22 protein-coding genes are annotated in these 25,516 nt (G+C 48.5%); 20 read left to right on the top strand and 2 right to left on the bottom strand.

Features of this window, described 5'->3' with window-relative positions; all coding sequences use genetic code 11:
* Window positions 1–149 precede the first annotated feature (149 nt).
* The 4 genes from MKX74_RS18425 (at window position 150) to holA (ending at window position 6,704) form a co-directional block, all read left to right on the top strand.
* Window positions 150–2,900 carry a ComEC/Rec2 family competence protein gene (locus MKX74_RS18425; RefSeq protein WP_341179369.1) on the top strand — a complete coding sequence of 917 codons (2,751 nt, stop codon included), beginning with the start codon at window positions 150–152 and terminating at the stop codon, window positions 2,898–2,900.
* 539 nt (window positions 2,901–3,439) lie between these two features.
* Entirely contained in the window at window positions 3,440–3,988 is a 549-nt protein-coding gene (locus MKX74_RS18420) for an RNA polymerase sigma factor (RefSeq protein ID WP_018887962.1), read from the top strand.
* Entirely contained in the window at window positions 3,985–5,382 is a 1,398-nt protein-coding gene (locus MKX74_RS18415; RefSeq protein WP_341179368.1) for a zf-HC2 domain-containing protein, read from the top strand. The genes MKX74_RS18420 and MKX74_RS18415 overlap by 4 nt, the downstream gene beginning before the upstream one ends.
* A 290-nt stretch (window positions 5,383–5,672) precedes the next feature.
* A complete protein-coding gene (holA, locus tag MKX74_RS18410; protein WP_341179367.1) occupies window positions 5,673–6,704 on the top strand; it encodes a DNA polymerase III subunit delta in 1,032 nt (343 codons plus the stop codon).
* Between the two features lie 107 nt (window positions 6,705–6,811).
* Here the strand turns inward: holA and rpsT are convergent, their stop codons facing one another.
* On the bottom strand, window positions 6,812–7,084 hold the full coding sequence (rpsT, locus tag MKX74_RS18405; protein WP_018887959.1) for a 30S ribosomal protein S20: 273 nt from the start codon (window positions 7,082–7,084) through the stop codon (window positions 6,812–6,814).
* A gap of 270 nt (window positions 7,085–7,354) precedes the next feature.
* Window positions 7,355–7,957 (bottom strand): hypothetical protein, encoded by a 603-nt coding sequence (locus tag MKX74_RS18400; protein ID WP_341179366.1) that lies wholly within the window; start codon window positions 7,955–7,957, stop codon window positions 7,355–7,357.
* A 316-nt stretch (window positions 7,958–8,273) separates the two neighbouring features.
* On the opposite strand from MKX74_RS18400, the gene gpr reads away from it, so the two are divergent.
* The 16 genes from gpr to mtaB all read left to right on the top strand — a co-directional run bounded on the left by gpr (window position 8,274) and on the right by mtaB (window position 25,439).
* Complete coding sequence (gene gpr / locus MKX74_RS18395) at window positions 8,274–9,269, top strand: GPR endopeptidase (protein WP_341179365.1); 996 nt, start codon at window positions 8,274–8,276, stop codon at window positions 9,267–9,269.
* 178 nt (window positions 9,270–9,447) lie between these two features.
* A complete protein-coding gene (locus MKX74_RS18390; protein ID WP_341179364.1) occupies window positions 9,448–10,755 on the top strand; it encodes a stage II sporulation protein P in 1,308 nt (435 codons plus the stop codon).
* A gap of 148 nt (window positions 10,756–10,903) precedes the next feature.
* A complete protein-coding gene (locus MKX74_RS18385) occupies window positions 10,904–11,350 on the top strand; it encodes a hypothetical protein (RefSeq protein WP_341179363.1) in 447 nt (148 codons plus the stop codon).
* An 83-nt stretch (window positions 11,351–11,433) separates the two neighbouring features.
* The gene (gene lepA, locus MKX74_RS18380; protein WP_018887954.1) at window positions 11,434–13,248 is read left to right on the top strand and encodes a translation elongation factor 4; all 1,815 of its coding nucleotides are present in this window, start codon (window positions 11,434–11,436) and stop codon (window positions 13,246–13,248) included.
* Window positions 13,249–13,342: 94 nt separating this feature from the next.
* Window positions 13,343–14,533, top strand: a complete 1,191-nt coding sequence (gene hemW, locus MKX74_RS18375; protein WP_341179362.1) for a radical SAM family heme chaperone HemW — start codon at window positions 13,343–13,345, stop codon at window positions 14,531–14,533.
* 241 nt (window positions 14,534–14,774) lie between these two features.
* The gene (locus MKX74_RS18370) at window positions 14,775–15,251 is read left to right on the top strand and encodes an N-acetyltransferase (RefSeq protein ID WP_018887952.1); all 477 of its coding nucleotides are present in this window, start codon (window positions 14,775–14,777) and stop codon (window positions 15,249–15,251) included.
* 155 nt (window positions 15,252–15,406) lie between these two features.
* Window positions 15,407–16,438: a heat-inducible transcriptional repressor HrcA gene (gene hrcA, locus MKX74_RS18365; RefSeq protein ID WP_018887951.1), complete on the top strand. Its 1,032-nt coding sequence runs from the start codon at window positions 15,407–15,409 to the stop codon at window positions 16,436–16,438.
* A 61-nt stretch (window positions 16,439–16,499) separates the two neighbouring features.
* Window positions 16,500–17,093, top strand: coding sequence for a nucleotide exchange factor GrpE (gene grpE, locus MKX74_RS18360; protein ID WP_341179361.1), 594 nt, complete (start codon window positions 16,500–16,502; stop codon window positions 17,091–17,093).
* Window positions 17,094–17,170: 77 nt separating this feature from the next.
* Window positions 17,171–19,012: a molecular chaperone DnaK gene (gene dnaK, locus MKX74_RS18355; protein WP_018887949.1), complete on the top strand. Its 1,842-nt coding sequence runs from the start codon at window positions 17,171–17,173 to the stop codon at window positions 19,010–19,012.
* Between the two features lie 227 nt (window positions 19,013–19,239).
* The gene (gene dnaJ / locus MKX74_RS18350; RefSeq protein WP_025681382.1) at window positions 19,240–20,367 is read left to right on the top strand and encodes a molecular chaperone DnaJ; all 1,128 of its coding nucleotides are present in this window, start codon (window positions 19,240–19,242) and stop codon (window positions 20,365–20,367) included.
* Between the two features lie 361 nt (window positions 20,368–20,728).
* A complete protein-coding gene (locus MKX74_RS18345; protein WP_341179360.1) occupies window positions 20,729–21,100 on the top strand; it encodes a hypothetical protein in 372 nt (123 codons plus the stop codon).
* 77 nt (window positions 21,101–21,177) lie between these two features.
* Complete coding sequence (locus tag MKX74_RS18340) at window positions 21,178–21,375, top strand: YfhD family protein (protein ID WP_018887946.1); 198 nt, start codon at window positions 21,178–21,180, stop codon at window positions 21,373–21,375.
* 149 nt (window positions 21,376–21,524) lie between these two features.
* The gene (gene prmA, locus MKX74_RS18335; RefSeq protein ID WP_025681383.1) at window positions 21,525–22,490 is read left to right on the top strand and encodes a 50S ribosomal protein L11 methyltransferase; all 966 of its coding nucleotides are present in this window, start codon (window positions 21,525–21,527) and stop codon (window positions 22,488–22,490) included.
* A gap of 3 nt (window positions 22,491–22,493) precedes the next feature.
* Window positions 22,494–23,192: a site-2 protease family protein gene (locus MKX74_RS18330; RefSeq protein ID WP_025681384.1), complete on the top strand. Its 699-nt coding sequence runs from the start codon at window positions 22,494–22,496 to the stop codon at window positions 23,190–23,192.
* Window positions 23,193–23,323: 131 nt separating this feature from the next.
* Entirely contained in the window at window positions 23,324–24,091 is a 768-nt protein-coding gene (locus MKX74_RS18325; RefSeq protein WP_026281275.1) for a 16S rRNA (uracil(1498)-N(3))-methyltransferase, read from the top strand.
* A gap of 1 nt (window position 24,092) precedes the next feature.
* Window positions 24,093–25,439 (top strand): tRNA (N(6)-L-threonylcarbamoyladenosine(37)-C(2))-methylthiotransferase MtaB, encoded by a 1,347-nt coding sequence (gene mtaB / locus MKX74_RS18320; protein ID WP_341180608.1) that lies wholly within the window; start codon window positions 24,093–24,095, stop codon window positions 25,437–25,439.
* Window positions 25,440–25,516: the final 77 nt, after the last annotated feature.

Here is a 25,516-nt window from a genome sequence, read left to right as displayed (position 1 = left end):
AAGTTGTATGACTACAGGCAAAGGGCTGTAGGATGCAAGAATACACTGCTACTTATATTAGAGGAGGAACCTCTGAGCGACGATATGTCGCCCGGAGGTTCCTTTTTTTGTTGCATAGATATCGTCAGCATAAGAAAGGAAGGTGTACCATGCAACGAAGACTCTTGGTATGCGTGACCGTGAGTTGGATTGTTGGCAATGCAATCGCTTGTGTGTATTCTGGACGTGAGCTGCTCCTGATCTGGATCGGATTGTCCATAGTACTGGTTGCAGTACTACTAATCGTGCGTGTCCCCGTGCAAAGAGGCTTATTGCTATGGGTAACACTGACGATTGCCGGATTATACTGGGAATGGAATGACAGCCACAATTCCAGTCAGATATCATCTATATTGCATCATACTGTACTGGAGGCTGCCATTTCGGCGACCGAACAGGGGAAATCTGTAGTTGAAGCTCAAGTGGTAGTTGAAGATCAAGCCGTTGGCATTGAAGGCAATATAGCCTCTGCGCTGAAGATAGATGGAGATCGGGTGCAATTTCAAATGAAAATGAGCCAGATTCAGGCCGCTGGCCAGACTCAACCACAAGCTTTAGGTGAACTTGTCCTGGTACAAATCAGATTGGCAGCTGTAGAGGAACAGTCCATTGCTAACCAATGGCAAAGAGGAGACCTGATTCGCTTGCAAGGGACCTTGAAGCAACCCTCTCCTGCTAGAAATTTTGGTGGATTCGATTATAGAAGGTATCTACATACGCAGAGAATACACTGGATCGTGAAAGCAAATGGAATTAGTGCAGCGAGCGTTACATCACCATCAGGCTGGAATCAACATACACTGCTACGCTGGAATGATGCCCTCAGAAATAAACTGGGCGGACAGATGGACGCAGTCTTTACAAGCACTGTTCAATCAGGCTATATGAAGAGCCTTGTACTTGGCGTGACAGAGGATATGGATGCCGGAGTATATGATGAATTCACTCAGTTGGGATTGACACATGTGCTAGCGATTTCTGGTATGCATGTTGCTGTATTTACAGCGGGACTATCCTTCTTATGCAAATTGATTAGGCTTCCACGTGAGCATACTTTATTGCTGATGTTATTGGTTGTCCCTGGTTATGTACTGATTTCTGGTGGATCACCATCGGTTGTTCGAGCAGGCATAATGGCGATGCTTGGACTATATGCAGCCAGGAAGGGGATTCTGAAGGATGGTCTGAATATATTATGTGCAGCTGCTCTCGTCATGCTTCTATGGGAACCCTATTTCCTTCTTAGTGTAAGCTTTCAACTCTCTTTTCTTGTGACCGCTGGCTTAATGATCTACGGTCCTATTCTGAGGCCGCTGTTCCGTAGCTGGAAGGAGAGCATTGGAGGAGCTGCTTCGGTGACGATTACCGCTCAACTGGTTTCCTTTCCGTTAACCATATACTACTTTAATCAATTCTCTCTGCTGTCACTTGCTGCGAATTTTGCCTTGGTGCCCGTAATAACCTCCATAGTGATGCCTTTAGGTGCTGCAGCCCTCTTGCTTGGCTTCGTGTGGCAACCAGCTGCGGTGATTGTGGTATGGCCCGCCGAGAAGCTGAATGAATTAAGCTTTGTCATCATTGAATGGGTGAACGGTTATGGTGGAGCAGTTAACATCTGGCCTTCCGTTTCTCTTCCCTGGCTTTGTGCTTATTTTGTAATCCTGTATGTTTTGCTGCGTCAGATGATGAGATGGATCGATGCATGCAGATCATTGAACTCGCACAGTCAAGATATGACAGCTCCTCTCTCCCAATCCAATGAGCGATATGGATGGGTTCGCTCTCTGTTCCATTCCCGCCGGCCTACACATGCAGGGGCAGCTAATACCATGTCATCGTTGCCGCTTGCGGCTGTCCCGGAATGGTCCGTGACATGGCGTCCACCTGCGGCTGCTTATGCCAGAAGTCGAATGACTAAAGGCGCTTATATCCGTCTAACACTCACATTGCTATCATTCATTATCTTGCTGGTGATGGGATATCAGACACCGACTTATGGCGGTGCGGGTCTGGTGCAATTTCTGGATGTTGGGCAGGGCGATAGTATTCTGATTACGACACCAGCAGGCAAGCATATATTGGTCGATGCCGGTGGGACGATGGACTTTGCGCAGGGTAAAAATGCCTGGAGAAAGAGGAAAAAGCCTTATGAAGTTGGAGCGCAAACGGTCGTACCTCTGTTAAAGCAAAGAGGTGTGCATCAACTGGAAGCCGTGATCGTTACTCATGGTGATGAAGATCATGCTGGAGGGATGAGGGCAGTGCTGGAGCAGATCCCCGTTAAAGCTTTTATATTTAATGGAACATTAACGGGGAAAGCTCCTGACCAACTGATTACATTGGCGCTTGCCAAACAGATTCCTATATATTCAGCGTATAGTGGTCTTACCTTGGAACCAGATTCTCATACGAATCTCCGATTCTTGGCCCCTGACATGCGGGGGGAAGAGGTACCTACCCGAAAAGAACAGAATGCTGAATCCGTAGTATTCTACCTTGAAATGGGGGGAGCCTCCTTCCTCTTGACCGGAGATACGGTAACGTCTGTGGAGAAGAGTATGGTTGAAGCACTGATGCAGAAGGAGGGGCATACGATGATACCAGCAAACATGATTGATGTACTGAAAGTTGCTCATCATGGAAGCAAGACATCTACAAGTATGGAGTGGCTTTCCTATTGGAAGCCTCGCAATGCTGTCATATCAGCAGGGGTCAACAATGCATATGGACATCCAAATGAGCAGGTGCTGAAGCGAATCGAAGCCTATGGTTCGCGTATTTTCAGGACGGATCTTATGGGGGAGGTTCAGTTCAGAGCCAAGGATGGCTTGCTGGAATACCGCCATAAGCTTGTACAGTAGTTGTAGTAGAAATGTCGCGATTAGGGAAAGGTAGCGGATCAGTTGGCAATCAGTTGGCGGACATATGCTGCTCAAGCTCGTCACAGGTGACTAGTCTTCTTTTTTCTGTTATTCTTAGATAAGCTTTCCGTAGGGCCATTTACTTCGGATAATATGCTATTTTATATTGAGCTAGCTGGAATATAATAGAGTGCGGCTCAGACTGACTGAGCTTCTCGACATATGTTACTATTAGTTCATGGGTCCTGAAATGTGTCCCTTCATACATAGGTCCTGTAAGTTTGCTACTCATTTGATCCAGGCTGTTCTTGGGGCCTAATTCTTTGGACTGCAATCGACAGTATGTTCTTATCAGAGAAGCCTCTTGTTGATGTGTAGAACCCCAGGTATAGCCAATGTGGGAACCCAAAAAATGAAGCTCGGCAGCCAAGGTATTTCCAATAATTACTCTTAACAAAATGAAAAAAATACAGAGTTCGGGTGCAACAATCTAAAATCTGAATCCGTCTGTAATATTAACAAGGAGAGGGGGATCCCTTGTGGTAGAGCAGGAGCTCATCAGAGCTGCTCAATCTGGCGATCGCGACGCACTAGTTACCCTTTTAAGAGAAATAGAACAGCATGTATATCGAACTGCCTATTATATCCTGAATAATGAGCATGATGCTATGGACGCTGCTCAGGAGGCACTGATCCGGATTTATTCCAAGATCAACTCCTATGAAGAGAAAGCCCAGTTCAAGACGTGGGTGCAGCGCATAGTGACGAATATATGTATTGACAAATTCAGGCGCACAAAGCCATCGGTGTCCATGGATGAGCATGAATTAGTATTTAGTGATTCGCAAAACGTGGAGGCTGAGGTGCTAACGACCTATATGGCACAGGATGTTCGAGAAGCGATTAACCTGCTGCCCGAGCATCATCGTACGGTTGTTGTGCTCCGTTATCTTCAGGATTTTTCTTACAACGAAATTGCCGATGCACTTGATCTGCCTTTGAATACCGTCAAATCTTATTTGTACCGTGCAAGACAGCAGCTTCAGGGGCTGCTCCAAGAATATCAGAAAGGTGGTGTATCAGGATGAAATGCGATGATGTGATGGACTGGATGCAGCGTTATGTTGATCACGATCTGGGCGAAGATGAGACGGTACAGCTGTTGAAGCATGTAGCCCAGTGTGATGACTGTGCAGAGAAGTTCGAAATTCTGCAGGCGTTGTCCCAAGAGCTAGAGCAGCTGCCTGCCGTCACGCCCAAGTTCAGTCTGGTCGATGCTATCATGCCTCAGCTGGATGCGATCGACGAAGCTCGCAAGGAACAGAGTAGTACATTGCAGGAAATGAAACCAATGTCTGCTCAGCAGGAGCCAAGCGGTATGAAACGTAGCAGACCACTTCCATGGTGGAATCGCACAGGTGGACGAGTTACGATCGGCGTAGCCGCTGCAGCGGCTGTACTTGGAATCGTCGTGATGACCTACCAACCTCAAGAACTCCAAAATGCAGACGTTATGTCAAGCCAATTGCAGCAGGAAGACAAAGGATTGACGGAGACGAGTAACGGAAGTGGATCTGCACAGGAGCCCTCCGTATCCGACGATATAAATTCCACGTCACCTGCAGATGAAGGCGTGAAGGCCAAGGATTCAACGGGCGAAGCTGTGGAGCGTGAAAATGGCGATCAGCCTGCACAAAATGAAGCCCCGCCATCGGATGATAAATCGCAACCAGCCCAGTCCTCAGCAGAAGATAATTCTCCAGCCGAAAGGTCTTCTCGTACAGGCGAAGAACCAAGCTCCAAGGAGAGTGGCAGGCCGGCGGCCTCTGACTCCACAGATTCTAAGAAAGAGGACCCTGCTTCATCCTCCCAGCAAGAGTCGAGTGCCAACAGTCGTTCACTTCTCTCACAAGAGGTGGATCAGCCAGCAGAGAGTACCCATGCAGATGAACCTCCTATGGATAAGGCACCAAAAGCTAATCCAGAATTGAACGGAGACATGGCTTCTTCTGAGCAGCAGGAATTCAGCCATAATGATATGCTCATTCAGGAAATTCAAATTAACGAGGATCCTGAACTCATGATGTCCATTACAGGAGATAGTCCAGCTAGCGGAAGTACGGATACATCCAGCAACACTGGAAATTCTGGAAGTGCTGGTAATACTGGCAGTACTCCTAGCTCTAGTGATACCGGGGCAACCAAGGGCAATACAGGTTCAGCAACTACTAGTAGCAGCGGAGAGGCAGCAACGAATTCGCCAGACGGGCAATATTCAGTTGTTGTTGAAGGAAAGAAGCTTACCGTGTATCAACTGACGAATAGTGGCGCTGGCAAAGTATCCATGGAGGTCCGAACCTTGAACGGAACATGGGTATCAGGCAACTGGTCTGACGATAGCAAGACCTTCACTTATGAGACAGAGCAAGACGGGATTACCAGCAAATATACCTATACCGTGCCTCGTTCGGCAGGTCAGTAATGGTACAATTACGCAAAGACTCGATGATTATCTAGGTGAAAGAGCTACAAATATGCTGTATTGGCTAGCACGGGGCGAAGCTCCCGGCTGGCCTTTTTTTTTTGAAGATAACAGAATTTATAAGCTTTCAGCGGGGCTGAATCATTCATTATTTGTAAGAATCCTGCAGCAAAAGCGGTCAGTCCTTTGTGAAATTACGTTAATAGTCGTTGTACATATGGGACTTGTTGTGCGAGCGCTCTTTCCCCAACAGCTGATATCTGGTAGGATAAATCGGTGGGGGTGTTGGAATGGATGTTAAATCAGCGATGCAGGCTATTCGCAAAGGAAAAACTGCCCCGATCTATGTGCTGTATGGTACGGAGAAATATCAGATGAAGCAGTTCCTTGATACGCTGAAGGAGCAAATGATTGAGCCAGATCACCAGGAGTTCGCGGTGGCATCATATGATCTGACGGATACGCCGATTGAGGCTGTAGTGGAGGAAGCGAACACGGCGCCGTTTCTCGTGCCGAGCAAGCTTATAACCGTGCGTGACTCCAATCTGTTGTCGGCTGCCAAGGACAATAGCAAGATCGAGCACCGGATTGAGACTTTGCTGAGCTACATTGAACAGCCAGCGGAATATAGCGTCATCGTCTTTGTGGTCTATGCAGACAAGCTGGATGAGCGTAAGAAGCTTGTGAAGCAGCTCAAGAGCGTGGGTGTGGTACTGCACTTTTCTCCGCTTGGTAGTGATGATCTATTGCAATGGATCAGTCATAAGGCACAAGAACAGCAGGTCATGCTGGACACAAGTACAGCGGAGCTGCTAATTCGTTATGCAGGCACTGGGCTTGAGACATTGGCTGCTGAGATCGATAAGCTTTGTCTGTATGCGGGACGGGGCGGGACTGTGAGCAGCTCTGATATTGAAAAGCTTGTGCCACGAAGTACGGAACAAAATGTGTTCGTTATGGTGGAGGAGCTGGCCAATCTGCGTATTCAGAATGCGCTCGCGATCTTCTATGAGTTGCTGAAACAGAGGGAGGAGCCCATCAAGATTGCAGCGCTGATTACAAGGCAATTCCGTATCATGCTCCAGGTCAAGGAGCTTATGCGCCAGAACTATTCGCAACAGCAGATTGCTGGACAGCTGAGCCTTCATCCCTATGCGGTGAAGATCGCTGGAGAGCAGGCGCGGCGCTTCAGCTTACAGCAGCTTAGCAGCATGCTTCATGAGCTGGCTGAGCTGGACTATCGTATGAAGAGCGGTCAGATTGATAAAGTGTTGGGGATTGAGCTTCTGTTCCTGAAGCTAGGAACGGGTCAGTCAGCTTAGGAGTGCTGTGCAATCGAGCCTCTATAGCAAAATTATAGAAACAACCAAAAAATCCTGATCAGCACGGGCTGGTCAGGATTTTTGTCATCATCATATGAAGAAGCGCATTACGCTTGAGCTTTCAGAGCGTTCAACTTTTTAGCCAAGCGGGATTTTTTGCGAGCTGCAGCGTTTTTGTGGATCAGGCCCTTAGTAGCGGCTTTATCCAGCTTTGTGGAAGCAGCTTTGAAAGCAGCAGCTGCAGTTTCAACTTCGTTGCTAGCCAGCGCAGTATCAGCAGCTTTAACTGCAGTACGAAGCGCGGATTTTTGCGAAGCATTCAACGCACGACGCTTTTCAGACGTTTTTACGCGTTTAACAGCGGATTTAATGTTCGGCATTCCATTCACCTCCTGTAAAGGCATTACTATGAACACAAACGTTTCACAACTTAAAATATTTTAGCATGAGCCTATGTAAAATGCAATACAAAACATGGATAAGTACGTTACTTCAACCAATGATCTGTATTTTCTCACGGCTTATGCGATAAAAATATATTATGCGGTATATGGACGATGTTTTCAACTATTATTTTGTGAAAAACCTATTTCAATGGATGATACGGCCTTTTGCTAATTCTGGACGCCCTGTTATTGCTGTCGTTGCTCTTATTTGTATTGCAGCTTCTTCAACGTCCGAACGACATCAGCTCTATTCTTGGCTTGTTTCATATAGGCAGGTATGGTGTGAGATGCTGTCCTGAGAGGCGTAGCATAGCGCCTTACCCGCAAATCCGCCGACACGTAGGAGATTAGATAATTCAAATGAGCTCGATTCATGGCCCATACGACTTTGCCGCGCACATAGTCCAGAAAATATAATTCGAGATGAAAGATAGGATCGCGCCCATTTCGAATGTCCGGGTAACATCCTTGATACGCTGGCTTGCGGTGTAGCTCACATAATTGAATCCATCCGCAATGAGGACAGGGCACATGAGCCGATTTGTGCAGGGTACGTTTCTCATCCTTTATTTGTACATTGAACCAGCGCTCGCAGCTGGTGCAGACCTTCTTGGCATAATACTGATATAAAGGTTGCTCCACTTGTCGGGTGTAGCACTGTGTGCAGCGCCACTCCAATTGATCGTTCTTGCTCAAAATGTACGCATGTCCATCACATTGTCTGCATTTGACATCCACTTGCTCTCCCCGGCGGAGAATAACATAGAAATTGTATTTAAAGCCTACTTCATCCTCAAATCGCTTCAACAAGACTCACCTTCTTATTGATCTTTGTCCTTGTACCTTGATCGCATTAAATCTGAGTATAGAGCTGTTGCACGCGGTGATCCCTATCGACCGCTGTTAAGATTGACGTTTCGATCAAGGTATATCCTAGTACCTCAGATTATAAGGAAGTCTGCTATTCAAAACAAGAAACGTATGGGTGGGAGCAGAAGACGACCTAATGTATGTTCTAATGAACGGTCTAATGTGTAGTCTAATGTGTGGTCTAATAAATGATGCATAAAGTTGGCATCTCTCCAGCACAATAAGAGGAACATGTGTATAGAGGAGGATAATGATGGAGCTGGATTTGCAGAAATACTCCGTTCGGACGGATTTGGCCATAGAAGCGAAAGAGCTGGCTGGCAAGGGCCGTGAGCAGTCTATACCGGGTGTCTGGGAGCAGGTGGAGAATGAAGACGATATTCGAATTACGAGGCTGGATGTAGAGAATGAAGAAGGGGCCAGTCAAATTGGTCGGGTCGTGGGGCATTATGTAACGCTGGAGGTCCCTAAACTGCGGGAGGGTGATACACCTCTTCAGGATCAGGTATCTATGGTGCTTGCTAGAGAGATGGAACAATTCATGACCAAGATAGGGATTGGACCGAAGGCCAAGGTGTTGGTGGTTGGACTCGGTAACTGGAATGTCACACCGGATTCATTGGGGCCTCTTGTAGTTGAGAATCTCATGATCACGCGGCAGTATTTCGAATTGGTGCCTGATCAGATCAGCCCCGGATACCGCGAAGTCAGTGCCATTGCACCAGGGGTGCTGGGCATCACAGGCATCGAATCCAGTGAAATCGTGCAAAGCATCGTTGAACGTACTCGTCCTGATCTGGTGATTGCAATTGATGCGCTTGCTTCCCGCTCTCTGGAACGGATCAACACGACCATTCAGATTGCGGATATTGGCATTCATCCCGGTTCTGGTATTGGGAATAAGCGAAAAGGAATTACGAAAGACATCATGGGCATTCCATGTATCGCGATTGGGGTACCAACAGTATGCTATGCTTCGACCATCGTGAATGACTCCATTGAATTAATGAAGTCTCATTTCGGTGCTAACACGAAACGAGCTATTCTAGGTATGCTCGACGAGATCTCCGAGCAGGAGCGTCTCATGCTGGTGAAGGAGGTCTTACAGCCGCTCGGGCATGACCTGATCGTGACACCTAAGGAAGTGGACAAGTTCATTGAGGACATATCCAATATTATAGCTACGGGATTGAATGCCGCATTGCATGAAGCGGTCGATCCTGACAATGTTGCCGCTTATACGCATTGAGTAGTTGAGCGTTACTTACGTATTTGATGAACGATCAAGACACAAGGGACCGCATTTCTCTCCGGAGAAAATGTGGTCTTTTTTCTCCTATTTTGTTCTAGTATCTTCCATTCGTTCATAGAGTTGAAGTATGAGAGATTCCCTGGTAGGGCTTAAATGGAAGGAGGACATCCCTGAGATGAGCAAATATCAAATCTGGAACGTTGCAAAATGGAAGAGTACAGGGCTGAGAATCTTGAGTATGGGGCAGACGCTGATTGCGCTAATGGTTGGTACAGCCGTGCTATTTGTGCTGCTAGGTCTCGGAGGACTGGTGGAGCAGCGCATTCAATCCTCTCCCGTCTCGTCTATGAAAGGCTTTGCGTCGTCAGTTCCTTCTGATTTTTTTGCAGATATGCTAGGTATGGAGATTCCCCATCTAAGTGCAGATAAAAAGGTATCCGTCCTGTCTGGAGAGCAAGTAAGCACATTTGCATTTCAATTGCTGACCGGTGTAAATCCACAGGATCCCAAAAGCCTCATTGCCAGGGAGATTCCTGGAATGGCCTCAGGGAATCCGGTCCTGCTGCGCTCCGGCTCAGGGAATCTACAGGTGGAGGCACCGGAGGATTATCAGCCAGATCCGGGCTTGGTCGATTCATCACATGCTGAGGATGGTGAAGCTGCTGGTCCTGATGGAGGTGGCTCAGGTGCTGGTGATGGTGGTTCAGAAGGCACGGGCGGAGGTACAGAGGGGGCAGATGGATCAGGCCCAGTCAAGAACCCTTCATCTATTGACTCTAGCAAGACAAAGGGCCCTGTAACCAAAGAAGTACTAATCTACCATTCACATCCGCGAGAAGCGTACAACCCACTGCTTAGCTCAGCAAGTACGAATCCGAACTCCGCCTCCCCTAAGGCCACAGTGAACAGAGTGGGGGATTATGTAGCCAAAAGGCTGGAGCAGCAAGGGGTCGGTACGTTCCATGCTCAGGAGGACTATGTGACGACAATCCAGGATTACAACTGGAATTATTCTTATAAATATTCACGCCAGACCGTGAAGGAAGCGATGAGCATGAATAAGCAGCTTACTTATCTGATTGACATCCATCGTGATTCACAACGCCATGCCAAGACTACTGCGACGATTAATGGCACGGGATATGCCAAGCTCTATTTTATCATCGGTCATGACAATAAGAACTGGCGGCAAAATGAAGCATTTGCCAATCGTATACATGCGAAGCTCGAACAAAAGTATCCGGGCCTCTCACGAGGAATCTGGGGCAAGGATAAAGGGGGAGGGAATAACGGCGAATATAATCAATCCCTGTCCCCAAATGGCATCCTGGTGGAGGTTGGTGGCATTGATAACAATGATGAAGAGCTAAAGCGCACATCCGAGGTGCTGGCCGATGCGATTGCAGAAGTGTATTGGGAGGATCAGGCCGCGGTGAAAGCGAGCGAGCCTCTTCCAGAGGCGCCTGGAACAGACAAACATTAACGAGCAGATAGATATAGAGCGGATAATAGTAGGTTCATGACTTAACCTCATGGCTTGGAATCATAAGCTGAAATTCATCAGCATATTTACACTATGTCAAGTGAGGTTGTTCAAAAAACAAGCAAAGTTATGTTGGGAGGAAATAATCATGGCTCGCTTCAGAACCAAGGCTATCGTATTTACCTGTCTGGTTGGCATGGGCATGCTGTTGGGGATGCAATTGGCTGGATCGGGGATGCGCACGGTATACGGACCTACATGGGACCAGCCAGAGTCAGCTCGGGAACAAGGTACCCTGAGTCAGACAGTGATCACCGAGACAGCTCCAAAAGCAACGGAAGCAGCACGGGGGCAGTCGCAGCCGATAACGCAGACGACGGAGCAATCGTTAGCGATGCAACCACAGGTACCGATCAAGCAGACGATAGCTGATGCGAGCCTGACAGAAGAGAAATTTGTTCCACTTGTTCCTGTCGCGAAGAGCAAGCAAGCCTCGGTTGACGTCATGGCGGATAAGACCGCAGGTCTCCTGCAAAGGCTATCCAAGAAAGGGATTCATCTGGTCGTCTCCATGTTCGAAGGAGTGACGGAATAGAAGCCTTGAGCTGTTCATATTGAAGCCTTACTCTTCAACTGGTATAATGAAGCGATTGACACTAGGTGGTGTGGGGGTAAGGCATGACAGACATTTTGGCAAGACAGCAGAAAATACGAAACTTTTGTATCATTGCACATATAGACCATGGAAAATCAACCTTGGCGGACCGTATTCTTGAGTATACGGGTGCTCTGACCTCTCGTGAAATGCAGGAACAGGTGCTCGACCAGATGGATCTGGAGCGCGAACGCGGCATCACAATCAAGCTGCAGGCGGTACGTCTAACTTATAAGGCAGATAACGGAGAGGAATATATCCTGAATCTGATCGATACACCAGGACACGTCGATTTTACGTATGAAGTATCCCGAAGCCTTGCGGCTTGTGAGGGTGCTCTGCTCGTAGTGGATGCGGCTCAGGGGATCGAAGCTCAGACGCTCGCAAATGTGTATCTGGCGTTGGATAATGATCTGGAGATTCTGCCAGTCATTAACAAGATAGACCTCCCTAGTGCGGACCCTGACCGGGTAAAGCAGGAAGTTGAGGACGTTATTGGCCTCGATACGAGCGAGGCAGTTCTAGCATCTGCTAAGGCAGGGATTGGGATCAAGGAGATTCTGGAGCAAGTTGTAAAGTCAATCCCTGCTCCGCAAGGGAATCCTGATGCGCCGTTGAAGGCGTTGATCTTTGACTCACACTATGACCCGTACAAGGGTGTAATTGTGTATGTGCGGGTAGTTGATGGAAAGATTAAAGCGGGCTCCAAGATTAAAATGATGGCAACGGACAAAACCTTCGAAGTTATTGAGGTTGGTGCCTTCAAGCCACGTATGAGTATTGTGGACGAGCTGAATGTCGGTGATGTTGGCTTCATCGTGGCTGGAATCAAGCATGTCGGTGATACGCGTGTCGGGGATACGGTCACCGATGCCAAGAATCCAGCTATCGAGCCGATGCCAGGCTACCGTAAGATCAATCCGATGGTGTATTGTGGACTGTATCCAATCGAGACCTCAGACTACAATGATTTGCGTGAAGCACTGGAGAAGCTGCAGTTGAATGACGCTTCCCTGAGCTTCGAGCCAGAGACCTCCAGCGCCCTGGGCTTCGGCTTCCGCTGTGGCTTCCTTGGCCTCCTGCATATGGATGTCATTCAGGAGCGGATCGAACGGGAATTCAATATTCCTCTTATTACGACGGCACCGAGCGTTATCTATCGAATTCAATTGACGGACGGCTCGATGATTCAGATTGATAATCCTTCGAACTATCCAGAGATTGGGCGTATTGATTATGTTGAGGAGCCGTACGTGAAGGCGGGAATCATCGTTCCTAACGATTATGTTGGAACAGTTATGGAGCTGTGTCAGTCCAAGCGTGGTGAGTATGTGAACATGGAGTACCTGGATACGACTCGTGTTACGATCACATACGAGATCCCACTATCCGAGATCGTCTACGATTTCTTTGATCAGCTGAAATCAAGCACGAAGGGGTATGCTTCCTTTGACTATGAGCTATCAGGCTATCGCCAGTCCAATCTGGTCAAAATGGACATCCTCCTGAATGGAGAGCAAGTGGATGCGTTGTCCTTCATTGTGCACCGTGAACGTGCATATCATCGCGGACGCATTATTTGTGAGAAGTTGCGTGAGCTCATTCCACGTCAGATGTTCGAAGTGCCGATTCAGGCTTCTGTGGGTACGAAGGTTGTTGCCCGGGAGACGGTTAAGGCAATGCGGAAGAACGTACTTGCCAAGTGCTACGGTGGTGACATCTCCCGTAAGCGTAAGCTGCTGGAGAAGCAGAAGGAAGGCAAGAAGCGGATGAAGCAGGTTGGTAATGTAGAGGTACCTCAGGAAGCCTTCATGGCCGTACTGAAAATTGATGAGTAGCCAATATACCAAGGGAAAGCCTTCAGGCTTTCCCTTTCCAAATATACGGGCCGATTCTTGATTGGCGGAGTCTGGTTCAGCAGGAGTGAACAATATGTCAGCTTTTGAACAGGGACAGCATGCGTCTGCACCACAGGCCGTGTATATTCATATCCCTTTTTGCACGAATAAATGTTTTTACTGTGATTTCAATTCCTACGTCCTGAAGGACCAGCCTGTCATGGATTATCTGCGAGCGCTGGCGCGCGAAATGGAGCAGACGGTACAACTGCACCCGCCAGGGACCATCAAGACCATCTTCGTAGGTGGCGGCACACCGACGGTGCTTACACCTAGCGAGATGGATTATTTCTTGAAATCGGTTCGGACTTATTTCCCGAATTGGGCCGAGGATATTGAATTTTCTATGGAGGCTAACCCGGGTACTACAGACCTGGAGAAGCTCGCAGTCATGAAGGAAGGCGGTGTAAACCGTGTCAGCTTCGGGGTGCAGGCATTCCAGAATCAGCTGCTATCAGGTATAGGACGTATTCATAATACGGATGATGTCTACCGCAGTCTTGAGAATGCCCAGAAGGTCGGCTTGAACAATCTGTCCATTGATCTCATGTTCGGCCTGCCGAATCAGACGGTGGAAATGCTGGACGAAAGTGTGACCAAGGCTCTTGAGCTTGGCCTGCCACATTATTCGATCTACAGCCTCAAGGTGGAGGAGAATACCCTCTTCCATACGCTCTTTCAGAAGAACCAGCTACCGCTCCCGCATGAGGATGACGAGCTCCAGATGTATCAGCTGCTTATGGATCGGATGAAGGCAGCCGGATACATGCAGTATGAGATCAGTAATTTTGCCAAGCCAGGCTATGAGAGCAGACATAACATGACATATTGGCGCAACGAGCCATACTATGGTCTGGGAGCTGGTGCGCATGGTTATGCGGCAGGCCTGCGTCATATTAACATTAAGGGAGTTAATGCCTATAATGAAGCTGCAATGCAGCGGCTGCCACGACTGGATAGCGTCGATATTGATATGGAAGAGGCTATGGAGGATTTCATGATGGTGGGCCTGAGGATGCATGAAGGAGCTTCAATAAGTCGTTTTCAGCAACAATTTGGTCAATCCATGGATGAGGTGTTCTCTGCTTCCCTCCAAAAAATGCTGCAAAGAGGTCTGCTGGAGCCGATTACAGACGGATACCGCCTGAGCGCACAGGGCATCCTTTTTGGCAATGATGTATTTGCTGAGTTCATCGGTGCTGCCTCCAAGACGCAGAGCGTATAATTAAACAGATTATATAGAAGTATGCGAAATGGATTAACTGGAATTCAGTCTGCCGAGAGTGCTGCCACATGCTTATGCCATGCGCGTGTAAAGGCAGGTGTATTGGGCTGTAAGATGCTGCATAACCTTCATAGCTTGATGTTGTATGGATTCAAAAAAACATCTAATTCCTCGCTTGCAATTCTATACGTCATGTTGTATATTTATTCGTATCTTACAGCAGGCGTCAGGAGGAGAGCGGATGTCATCGGTGTGCAAGCAGGTCATATGTCGGAGTGCGGTTCCCGAGGATGTGGAACCTTTATATCAGATGATTAGCGGATATGCAGAGCGAGGAATTATGCTTCCGCGATCACGGGAGGTACTGCATCGTCAACTTGAACACTTCGTGGTGGCCGAGGTTGATGGCGAAGTGGTTGGCTGTGGGTCTCTTTGCCGACTGGGCACAGATCTGGTGGAAATTCGTTCGCTTGGTATTTCCGAAGGCCATAAGGGAATGGGCATCGGCTCCAAGATTGTGGATCAGCTTATCGTCGAGGCGAAGAAGCAGGGGATTCCCAAGATTATGGCTCTGACCTACGAGGTGTCTTTCTTCATTAAGAACGGGTTCGCGGTAGTGACGAAGGATATCTTTCCTGAAAAAGTGTGGACCGATTGCATCCATTGCAGCAAGCAGCATGCTTGTGATGAAATAGCTGTACTCAAAGTACTGAACTGACTTGACAACAATCAGGTCGGTTTGGTATTTTTGTATTATCGCTTAGCACTCAACTTGAGTGAGTGCTAATGATTATGGATGATTGTGGATGCAGATATTGTATTTGGTTTGAAGAAAATACATTACATCATTTGGACAGCAAGGGAGGAACTCGCATGTTGACCGAGCGTCAAAGGTTAATACTAAATGCTATAGTTGACGACTATATTCGTTCGGCTGAGCCGGTGGGGTCCCGCAGCATATCCAAGAGAGAAGATGTCGGCTTCAGCCCGGCAACCATCCGCAACGAGATGTCGGACCTGGAAGAGCAGGGCTATCTGGAACAGCCCCATACCTCTGCCGGACGGATTCCTTCACATAAGGGATATCGCTATTATGTGGATCATCTGGTGCCGCTCAGCAAGCTTGCATCTGCAGAGATGAGAGAGCTGAAGGCTTTTTATGCACAAAAACTAAATGCTATGGAGCAGGTTATCCAGCATGCATCCAATGTTCTGTCGCATATGACGAACTACACTTCCATCCTGCTGGGACCGGAGGTTTTTCATACTTCGTTGCGCCATTTTCAGCTGTTGCCCCTTAATGAGGATTCAGCGGTGGCCATTATCGTGACTAACACTGGCCAAGTGGAGAATAAGACGATCTCGATACCGGAGGGTGTGTCCTTCTCGGATATGCAAAATATCGTCAACATGCTGAACGCCAAGCTGGCGGGCGCGCCCATTTACCAGTTGAAGACACGAATGCACACAGTGCTCGGCCAGGAGATGGAGCGTCATATCTCCCAGATCGAGAACGTCATTGATGTGCTGGATAAGACACTTGAGAACGAGAGTGATCAGCGTCTATATCTGAGTGGTGCCACGAATATGCTGACACAGCCTGAGTTCAGGGATGTAGACAAGGTGAAGGATATTCTGGATTTACTGGAGGAGACTCCTACGCTCCTGAAAATGATGACCCCTGTCATGGGTGCTCCAGACATTCAGGTGCGAATTGGCACGGAGAATCATCACGAGGCCTTTTCCAATTGTAGCCTCATTACGGCTACCTATGCTATAGATGGGGAAGCTCTTGGCACGATTGGCATTCTGGGCCCGACACGGATGGAATATGCCAGAGTCATCAATATTCTGGGTATACTCTCCAAGGATCTTACCCATATGTTGAGTCAACGCTTCAAATAACAGTAACCGTACAATGATTGAATTCTTACTCGCAGCAAGTGATCGAAGGAGGTGAAACATCTTGAAAGACAATCAAACGTTTCAAGGGGAAGAGGCAGTGAATACTGAGGAGCAAGCTTCTGCAACTGCTGCAGAAACGGTTAACGAAGATGTGCAAGCACAAGGGCAGGAAGCCGCTCAACAAGAGGAGCCTGCAGCTGAGACAGCTGGCGCACAGAGTCGTCTAGCCGCCGAACTGGAAGAGCAGCAGCAACGTCTCCTTCGTACGCAAGCGGATTTCGACAATTTCCGCCGCCGTACCCAGAAGGAGAAGGAAGAGCTTGCGAAGTACGCATCTATGAAGCTGGTTACCGAGTTGGTACCGGTCCTAGACAATTTTGAGCGTGCACTGGCTAGTGCTCCACAATCCGATGAAGGAGAATCCTTCACGAAGGGTGTAAGTATGATCTTCCGTCAACTGGAGAGCGTCCTCACAGCAGAGGGTGTACGTGCGATGGAGGCTGTAGGGCAGCCATTTAATCCAGAGTTTCATCAGGCCATCATGCAGGTCGAAAGTGATGAGCATGAGGAAGGCATTGTTGTTGAAGAGGTACAGAAGGGCTACATGCTGAAGGATAAAGTACTTCGCCCTGCGATGGTGAAGGTTAGCATGTAATACTTACTTGATTCCATAGATGAATTACAAAACTACGGTCAGAAGACCAATGGTACTTATAGAAGGAGGATATTCTTGTGAGTAAAGTAATCGGTATTGACTTGGGAACTACCAACTCTTGTGTAGCTGTCATGGAAGGCGGCGAGGCAGTCGTTATTCCAAATCCGGAAGGCGCCCGTACAACTCCCTCGGTAGTTGGCTTTAAGAAGGACGGCGAGCGGATCGTAGGTGAGACTGCAAAGCGTCAGGCGATCACCAACCCAGACCGTACAATTAGCTCCATCAAGCGTCACATGGGTTCCAACCATAAGGAGAAGATTGAAGACAAAGAGTATTCTCCACAAGAAATCTCCGCAATGATTCTGCAAAAGCTGAAGGCTGATGCGGAAGCATATTTGGGTCAGACAGTAACCCAAGCTGTTATTACTGTACCAGCTTATTTCAATGACAGTCAGCGTCAAGCAACAAAAGATGCAGGCAAGATCGCTGGTCTCGAAGTATTGCGGATCGTCAATGAGCCTACAGCAGCTGCATTGGCATACGGTATGGAGAAATCCGAAGATCAGACTATCCTGGTATATGACCTGGGTGGTGGTACGTTTGACGTATCTATTCTCGAGCTTGGAGATGGCTTCTTCGAAGTTAAGGCGACCAGTGGTGACAACCAACTGGGTGGTGATGACTTTGACCAAGTAATCATCGACTACCTCGTAAGTGAATTTAAAAAGGATCAAGGTATTGATCTGAGCAAGGATAAAGCAGCTGTTCAACGTCTGAAGGATGCTGCAGAGAAAGCGAAGAAGGAATTGTCCGGAGTACTTACGACAACGATCTCTTTGCCGTTCATTACAGTAGTAGACGGCGTGCCACAGCACTTGGAGCTGAGCCTTACTCGTGCGAAATTCGAAGAGCTGTCCGCGAATCTTGTTGAGCGCACACTAGGCCCTACTCGTCAAGCATTGAGCGATTCCGGCTTGAATGCTAGTGAGATCGACAAGATCGTTCTGGTTGGTGGTTCCACTCGTATTCCTGCTGTGCAAGAGGCAATCAAGAAGCTGACAGGTAAAGAGCCACATAAAGGCGTTAACCCGGATGAGGTTGTAGCTCTGGGTGCGGCTGTTCAAGCTGGCGTATTGACTGGTGACGTTAAGGATGTTGTCCTGCTCGACGTGACACCTCTGTCCCTTGGTATTGAGACTGCAGGCGGCGTATTCACGAAGATGATTGACCGCAATACAACAATCCCTACAAGCAAGTCTCAGGTGTTCTCTACTTATGCGGACAACCAGCCAAGCGTAGAGATTCATGTCCTGCAAGGTGAGCGCGAGATGGCTGCTGGCAATAAGACTCTGGGTCGCTTCCAATTGGGAGACATCCCTCCAGCACCACGTGGTGTTCCGCAGATTGAAGTTACCTTCGATCTCGATGCCAACGGTATTGTGAACGTATCTGCAACGGATAAGGGAACAGGCAAGAGCCAAAAAATCACGATTACTTCTTCCAGCGGTCTGAGCGACGAGGAAGTTGAACGCATGATGAAGGATGCCGAGTTGCATGCGGAAGAAGACAAGAAGCGCAAGGAGCTTGTTGAGGCGAAGAACTCCGCAGACCAATTGATCTATCAAGTAGACAAGACCGTCAAGGATCTTGGCGATAAGGTCGATGCTTCCGAGATCGAGAAGGCAAATGCAGCCAAAGACAAGCTGCAAAAAACACTCGAAACCGACAATGTTGACGACATCAAGGCTGCAACAGAAGAATTGACAGAAATCGTGCAACAGCTGTCCGTGAAGCTCTATGAGCAAGCAGCACAAGCACAGCAAGCTGCTGAGGGTGGCGCATCCTCCGAAGGCGCTGCTCGCGATAATGTCGTAGACGCAGACTATGAAGTCGTTAATGATGATCAGGATAAGAAGTAAGCTACAATTAAAAAATGGCATGATGAACAAAAGGGCGTGAACGTTAACTTCACAGGAAGCTCGTGAACACATACAATTGTCGCATCATGCCGAATGCATAAATATAACGTGCTGAGCAGCCATGTCATGATGGAAAGGTCAAAGCCGGGACCTCCCGTGCTTTGACTTTGCTTTTTCCATGCCATACATGGGTTAGCCAATCAGTGCGTTAGGATGGGGGTGGAATGTTGGCTGACAAGCGTGATTACTATGAGGTGCTTGGTGTAAATAAAAGCGCCGGCGAGGACGAAATCAAAAAAGCGTACCGCAAGCTGGCCCGTCAATATCATCCTGATGTCAACAAAGCACCGGATGCCGAGAATAAGTTCAAGGAAGTCAAGGAAGCCTATGATGTGCTTAGCGATGGTCAGAAGCGAGCGCGCTATGATCAATACGGGCATGTAGATCCTAACCAGGGAATGGGCGGCGGATTTTCTGGCGGTGGTGATTTTGGTGGCTTCGGGGATATCTTCGATATGTTCTTCGGTGGCAACGGCGGTGGTCGTCGTGACCCGAACGCACCACAGCGGGGAAATGACCTGCAGTACAACATGACGATTGAATTTAAGGAAGCCGTCTTCGGCAAGGAGACAGATATTACAATTCCTAGAACCGAAAGCTGTGATACCTGTCATGGCTCCGGTGCAAAGCCTGGGACTCATCCTGAGACGTGCTCGGTCTGCCGTGGCACAGGACAGGAAGAGGTTGTGCAAAACACGCCGTTCGGTCGCATGGTGAATCGTCGTGCTTGCTCCAACTGTAGTGGCACAGGCAAGATCATCAAGGACAAATGCTCGACATGCAGCGGCAGCGGTAAGGTCCGCAAGCAACGCACTATACATGTTCGCATTCCTGCGGGAGTAGACGACGGTGCACAGCTACGTATGACAGGTGAAGGCGAAGGCGGATTGCGTGGTGGTCCAGCTGGTGACCTGTACATCGTTATTCGCGTGAAATCGCATGATTTCTTCGAGCGTGAGGGCGACGATATTTACTGTGAGATTCCGTTGACTTTTGCTCAGGCAGCGCTTGGGGATGAGATCGAGATTCCGACGCTTACGGAGAAGGTCAAGCTTAAGGTTCCTGCCGGAACACAGACTGGAACGTACTTCCGCTTGAAAGGCAAGGGTGTGCCAAGACTTCGTGGTGTAGGTCAGGGTGACCAGCATATCAAGGTAGTCGTAGTAACACCAAGCAAGCTTAGTGATGAGCAGAAGGATCTCCTTCGTCAGTTCGGTTCCTTAAGTGGAGAGCAGACACACGAGAATGAACAATCCTTTTTTGACCGGGTGAAGCGCGCATTCCGTGGAGATTAAGGCTCTGAATTGAAGACGATCGTTGTAATGCTCTAAAGTACTGTTACTGTCTGTATGACTTTAATGAGTACAAATAAATAGATATGTGAATAAGCCAGATTGCTGTGATCCGTTAAAGGATGCAGTGATCTGGCTTATTGCGTTATACCGTATAAGACAAGCATCCATGCATAAGAAACGATGCCGTGCACACCCTAAAGTGAGGCGGCAGGAGCTCAGCACTACAGAAGCTAGGACCTACGCATTCTGCAATTTTACTTCGAAAGGATTACACGCAGTATGATTGCATTTGGTGGTGCTATGCTCGCGTTGTACTAGGGCATAAATGAACTGTCGGACATTACAGGAAGAGGGATGGCTTGTGAGCGAGAAAAATATTCTAGCATACTTCAACACACCCGAACAGGCGCAGGAGGCGGCTAACAAGCTGAAGGCACTGCGAGTCGTCGATATGTCCATTGACCGGTTCAGTCGTTATCCAGGCGCAGGTATGAGCTCAGGTATTCCTGTCTTTTCCGGGAAAGTAAGTAGCCTGTCCTCTTTAACATCAGGTGCCGATTTTTACGGAAGCTCCTCATCCATTCTTGCTGCAGCTGATATTACGGCGAGCGGGATGAGTGACGGCGGCCAGGGAGGACCGACAGGGAAGGATATTTTGCTAACGGCCGTCGTCGATGAATCCATTCATCACCAGGCATTGCAGATCGTTGAACAAACCGGAGGCATGGTTTAGGAAAAGTAAATCAGGAAAATCAAAATAGGAAAATAAAATCAGGAAAATTAACATTCCATCTCGAAGGAGGCTGCTTCATGTCCAGAAATAAACGTCATGACAGAGTACTAACCAAGACTGACAAACTGAAGAAACTACAGTCCGCGAAGAATGAGGACGTAGAATTCTCGGCAGAGCTGGCCGATCATGATGATGTCGAAGCACTTCGTCGTAGTGAGGCGGCAGACCGCAGACAGGATCGCATTATGAACAAACCTGAGCTCAGCGATCTCTAGAATGCTGCTACAACTAGGGCTTGAAGGATTGATGAGGGACAGGGCTAGAGAGGGCTGCACCATAAGCAGTCCTCTCTTTTTTTGTGCTAGGGACAGCAAGTATAGTACAATACTATGGATGCTTGTTAAATGAGGAGGAGTAGAACTACATGTTATGGCATGAATTAACCATACATACAACAGAAGAAGCGGTGGAGATGATCTCCAACTTTTTGCATGAAGCCGGAGCTGGGGGGGTGTCCATTGAAGAATCGGGGACGCTGAACAAAGAGCGTGATACTTCCTTTGGACAGTGGTACGAAAGACCGCTGAACGATATTCCTGAGGGGCAGGCTGTCATTAAGGGTTACTTCGCTGAAGAGACAGATTTGAATGATATTCAGGGAGAGCTTGTACCGCGAATTGAAGAACTGAGAACATTCGATATTGATCCTGGGGACTATCGCTTCGAGCAACAGACCGTGAATGAAGATGACTGGGCTGACGCCTGGAAGCAGTACTTTAAGCCACAGCGTGTATCTGAGCGCCTGACCATTAAACCAACATGGGAGAACTACGAGCCAACTGGTAGCAACGAGCAGATTATCGAGCTGGACCCGGGTATGGCCTTCGGAACAGGAACACATCCTACCACATCTCTGTGTCTGCGTACGCTGGAGTCGGTCATCAAGGGTGGCGAAGAGGTCATTGATGTCGGTACAGGCTCCGGTATTCTATCTATCGGTGCAGTGAAGCTCGGTGCCAAGCACGTATTAGCCTTGGATCTTGATCCTGTAGCGGTGTCAAGTGCACTGGCGAATACCAGCTTGAATGGGCTGGAGAAGCAGATTACAGTTAAGGAAAGCGACCTGCTGTCTGTCCTGGATGGTCAAGATCCGTTGCTTGGGGTCGAGCTCCCGGTTCAGGTTGTCGTCGCGAATATTTTGGCTGAGATCATTCTGTTGTTCATTGACGATGTGTACCAGGCGCTCGTTCCAGGCGGTGTATACATTGCTTCAGGGATCTGGAAGAACAAGGAGCAGGTCGTGGAGGAAGCGCTGGTTGCAGCTGGCTTCCAGATCGAGGATAAGCACCGGGACGAGGACTGGATTGCGTTCGTAGCGAGAAAGGGGTAATCCATGGATTTCTTGAATTCCATATTCAGGTTCTCATTGACCGAATTACCATTCGTACTGCTGACACTCATGTTTGCATTTACGATTCACGAGTTCTCGCACGCCTATTTTGCGAATAAATTCGGAGACCCGACGGCCCGCCTCCTGGGGCGGGTGTCGCTTAATCCGGCAGTGCATCTGGACGTGCTAGGGACGCTGCTGCTCGTCATTGCGGGCTTTGGCTGGGCGAAGCCTGTCCCGGTGAATCGCGATAACTTCAGTAATCCCCGGCTCATGGGGATCGTGGTCTCCGCTGCTGGACCGTTAAGTAACCTGTTACTGGCCTTTGTGACTACACTGTTCTATGTAGGACTTGCAGCCACTGGGCTATGGTCGACGATTAGTGAAGCTAATCCAAATGCATTTGAGGCCATTCGCATTTTTGTTAATTATATGGTGACGTTGAATATCCTGCTGTTCCTGTTCAATCTGATTCCGCTGCCACCACTCGATGGGTACCGGATTCTGGAGGATGTGGCCCCTGGGCCGCTGCGTCGCCGATTGCAGCAGTTCGAGCAATACTCTATTTTTATTTTTCTGCTAATTCTGGTGCTGCCACCTGTGCGCGCCTTTACGATTGACCCACTGTATTCCATGATTAACGTGATTGCCGATCAATTTTTCAGATTTGCCATCATGTTGTTTGGAGTAGGGGGAGCCTAGCGGCTCCCTTTTTTTGTTGAGGCAATCGCCGAATGATTCGAAATACTGGTCATCCATCCACAAAAGTTGTATGATATATTTTTGGAAGCATCGTAATGAACGTGACTGAAGCAGGTAGGGAGGCACAAGCAATGCAGCGTTATTTCATCCCTCCGGCACACTTTCTGGAGGATCGCGTCGTTGTGGAAGGCGAGGATGCTCGTCATATCACCAGAGTGATGCGGAGCAGGCCTGGAGATCAATTTATCGTTAGTGACGGAATATCACGTGAAGCTCTGGTAGAGATTGAGGAGATCGGGGCAGAGAGTGTGACTGCTGTAATTATAGAGAAGCTGGATATGACATCCGAGCCGCAGGTGCAGGTTACAGTTGCACAAAGTCTGCCAAAGGGTGACAAGATGGAGCTGGTCATTCAGAAATGCACGGAGCTTGGGGCGTATGCCTTTGTTCCGTTTCTGTCTGATCGGACGGTTGTGCAGTATGACGGGAAGAAGGAAGCAAAGCGTCTGGAGCGCTGGCGCAAGATTGCCAAGGAAGCAGCAGAGCAGAGTCACCGCAATCGGATCCCGGAGCTGACAGCATCGCTCTCATGGAAGCAATTACTGGCCTCTTTTACGGGGTATGATCTGGTATGCTATTGTTATGAAAAAGAAAGCGGACGCCAGCTGCGTGACGTGATTGCTCCCTTTATGCAGGAGAGAGATAACGGTGCACCGGCTCCGCATATTTTGCTCGTGATCGGACCAGAGGGCGGATTTACAGAGCAAGAGAGCGTAGAAGCAGAGACGGCAGGTGCGCAATCGACAGGGCTCGGACGGCGCATTTTGCGTGCTGAGACAGCAGGGATGACTGCACTTGCTTGTATACTTTATGAATCAGGAGAAATGGGAGGGATTTGACATGCCGGCCGTGGCATTTTATACATTGGGCTGTAAAGTCAACTTTTATGATACAGAAGCGATATGGCAGTTGTTCAAGCAAGAGGGGTATGATCAGGTTGATTTCGATGAGCAGACAGCTGATGTCTATCTGATTAACACCTGTACTGTAACCAATACCGGGGACAAGAAGAGTCGACAGATCATTCGTCGTGCCATTCGCCGTAACCCGGATGCGATCGTAGCAGTAACAGGATGCTATGCCCAGACCTCGCCAGCCGAAATTCTGGACATTCCAGGTGTTGATCTGGTTGTAGGTACACAGGATCGGGATAAGATTTTGCCTTATGTCAAGCAGATTCAGGAGTCCCGCCAGCCCGTAAATGCGGTACGCAACATTATGAAGACTCGTGTCTTCGAGGAAATGGATGTCCCGGATTTCGCAGACCGTACGCGTGCTTTTCTGAAAATTCAGGATGGTTGTAACAATTTCTGCACATTCTGCATTATTCCTTGGTCACGTGGGCTGTCCCGCAGCCGGGAGGCCAGTAGCATTATTGCCCAGGCTCATCAGCTTGTAGAAGCTGGATATAAGGAGATTGTGCTGACAGGCATTCACACGGGTGGCTATGGTGATGATTTGGAGAACTACGATCTGTCTGATCTGCTGTGGGACCTGGAAAAAGTAGATGGACTGGAGCGCATTCGAATTAGTTCGATTGAGGCCAGTCAGATTGACGAGAAAATGCTGGACGTTCTGAAGCGTTCCCGGAAGCTGGTGCGTCACTTCCATATTCCGCTGCAAGCCGGAGATGATACGGTGCTGAAGCGTATGCGCCGTAAATATACAACAGAAGAGTTCTACAACAAGATGCTAATGATCCATAAGGCGATGCCTGATGTAGCGATCACGACCGATGTCATTGTAGGCTTCCCGGGCGAGACGGACGAAATGTTCCGGAATGGCTATAACTTGATGAAGAAGATTGGTTTCTCCGAAATGCATGTCTTTCCATATTCGAAGCGTACAGGTACTCCTGCGGCTCGTATGGAGGATCAGGTTGACGAGGACGTCAAGAATGCTCGTGTGCATGAACTGATCGAGCTGTCAGAGCAAATGCAGTTGGCTTATGCCCAAAAATTCGTAGGACAGGTGCTGGAGGTCATTCCTGAGGGAGAACCGAAGGGCTTGAAAAATAGCGGCAGGGTACATGGCTATAGCGACAATTACATTGATATCGTGTTCGAGGGATCTACCGAGCTGAATGGTCAGGTATGTCAGGTTCTGCTTACAGAAGCTGGAGTGAATGAAAGCCAGGGCAAGCTCATTCGTGTCGTGGACAGCAGTCTGCGTGCAGCGGCTTTGTAAAGCTATTATTGCTTGACAACATTAACGGACAAGGATTTTGTCTTCCGCTGGAGGATAAAATCCTTGTTTGCACAAGG

Origin of the sequence: Paenibacillus sp. FSL K6-1230 (assembly GCF_038002385.1) — a bacterium.
In the GTDB taxonomy this organism is placed as follows: Bacteria; Bacillota; Bacilli; order Paenibacillales; family Paenibacillaceae; genus Paenibacillus; species Paenibacillus massiliensis.
This window is presented reverse-complemented; position numbering and strand designations above follow the sequence as displayed.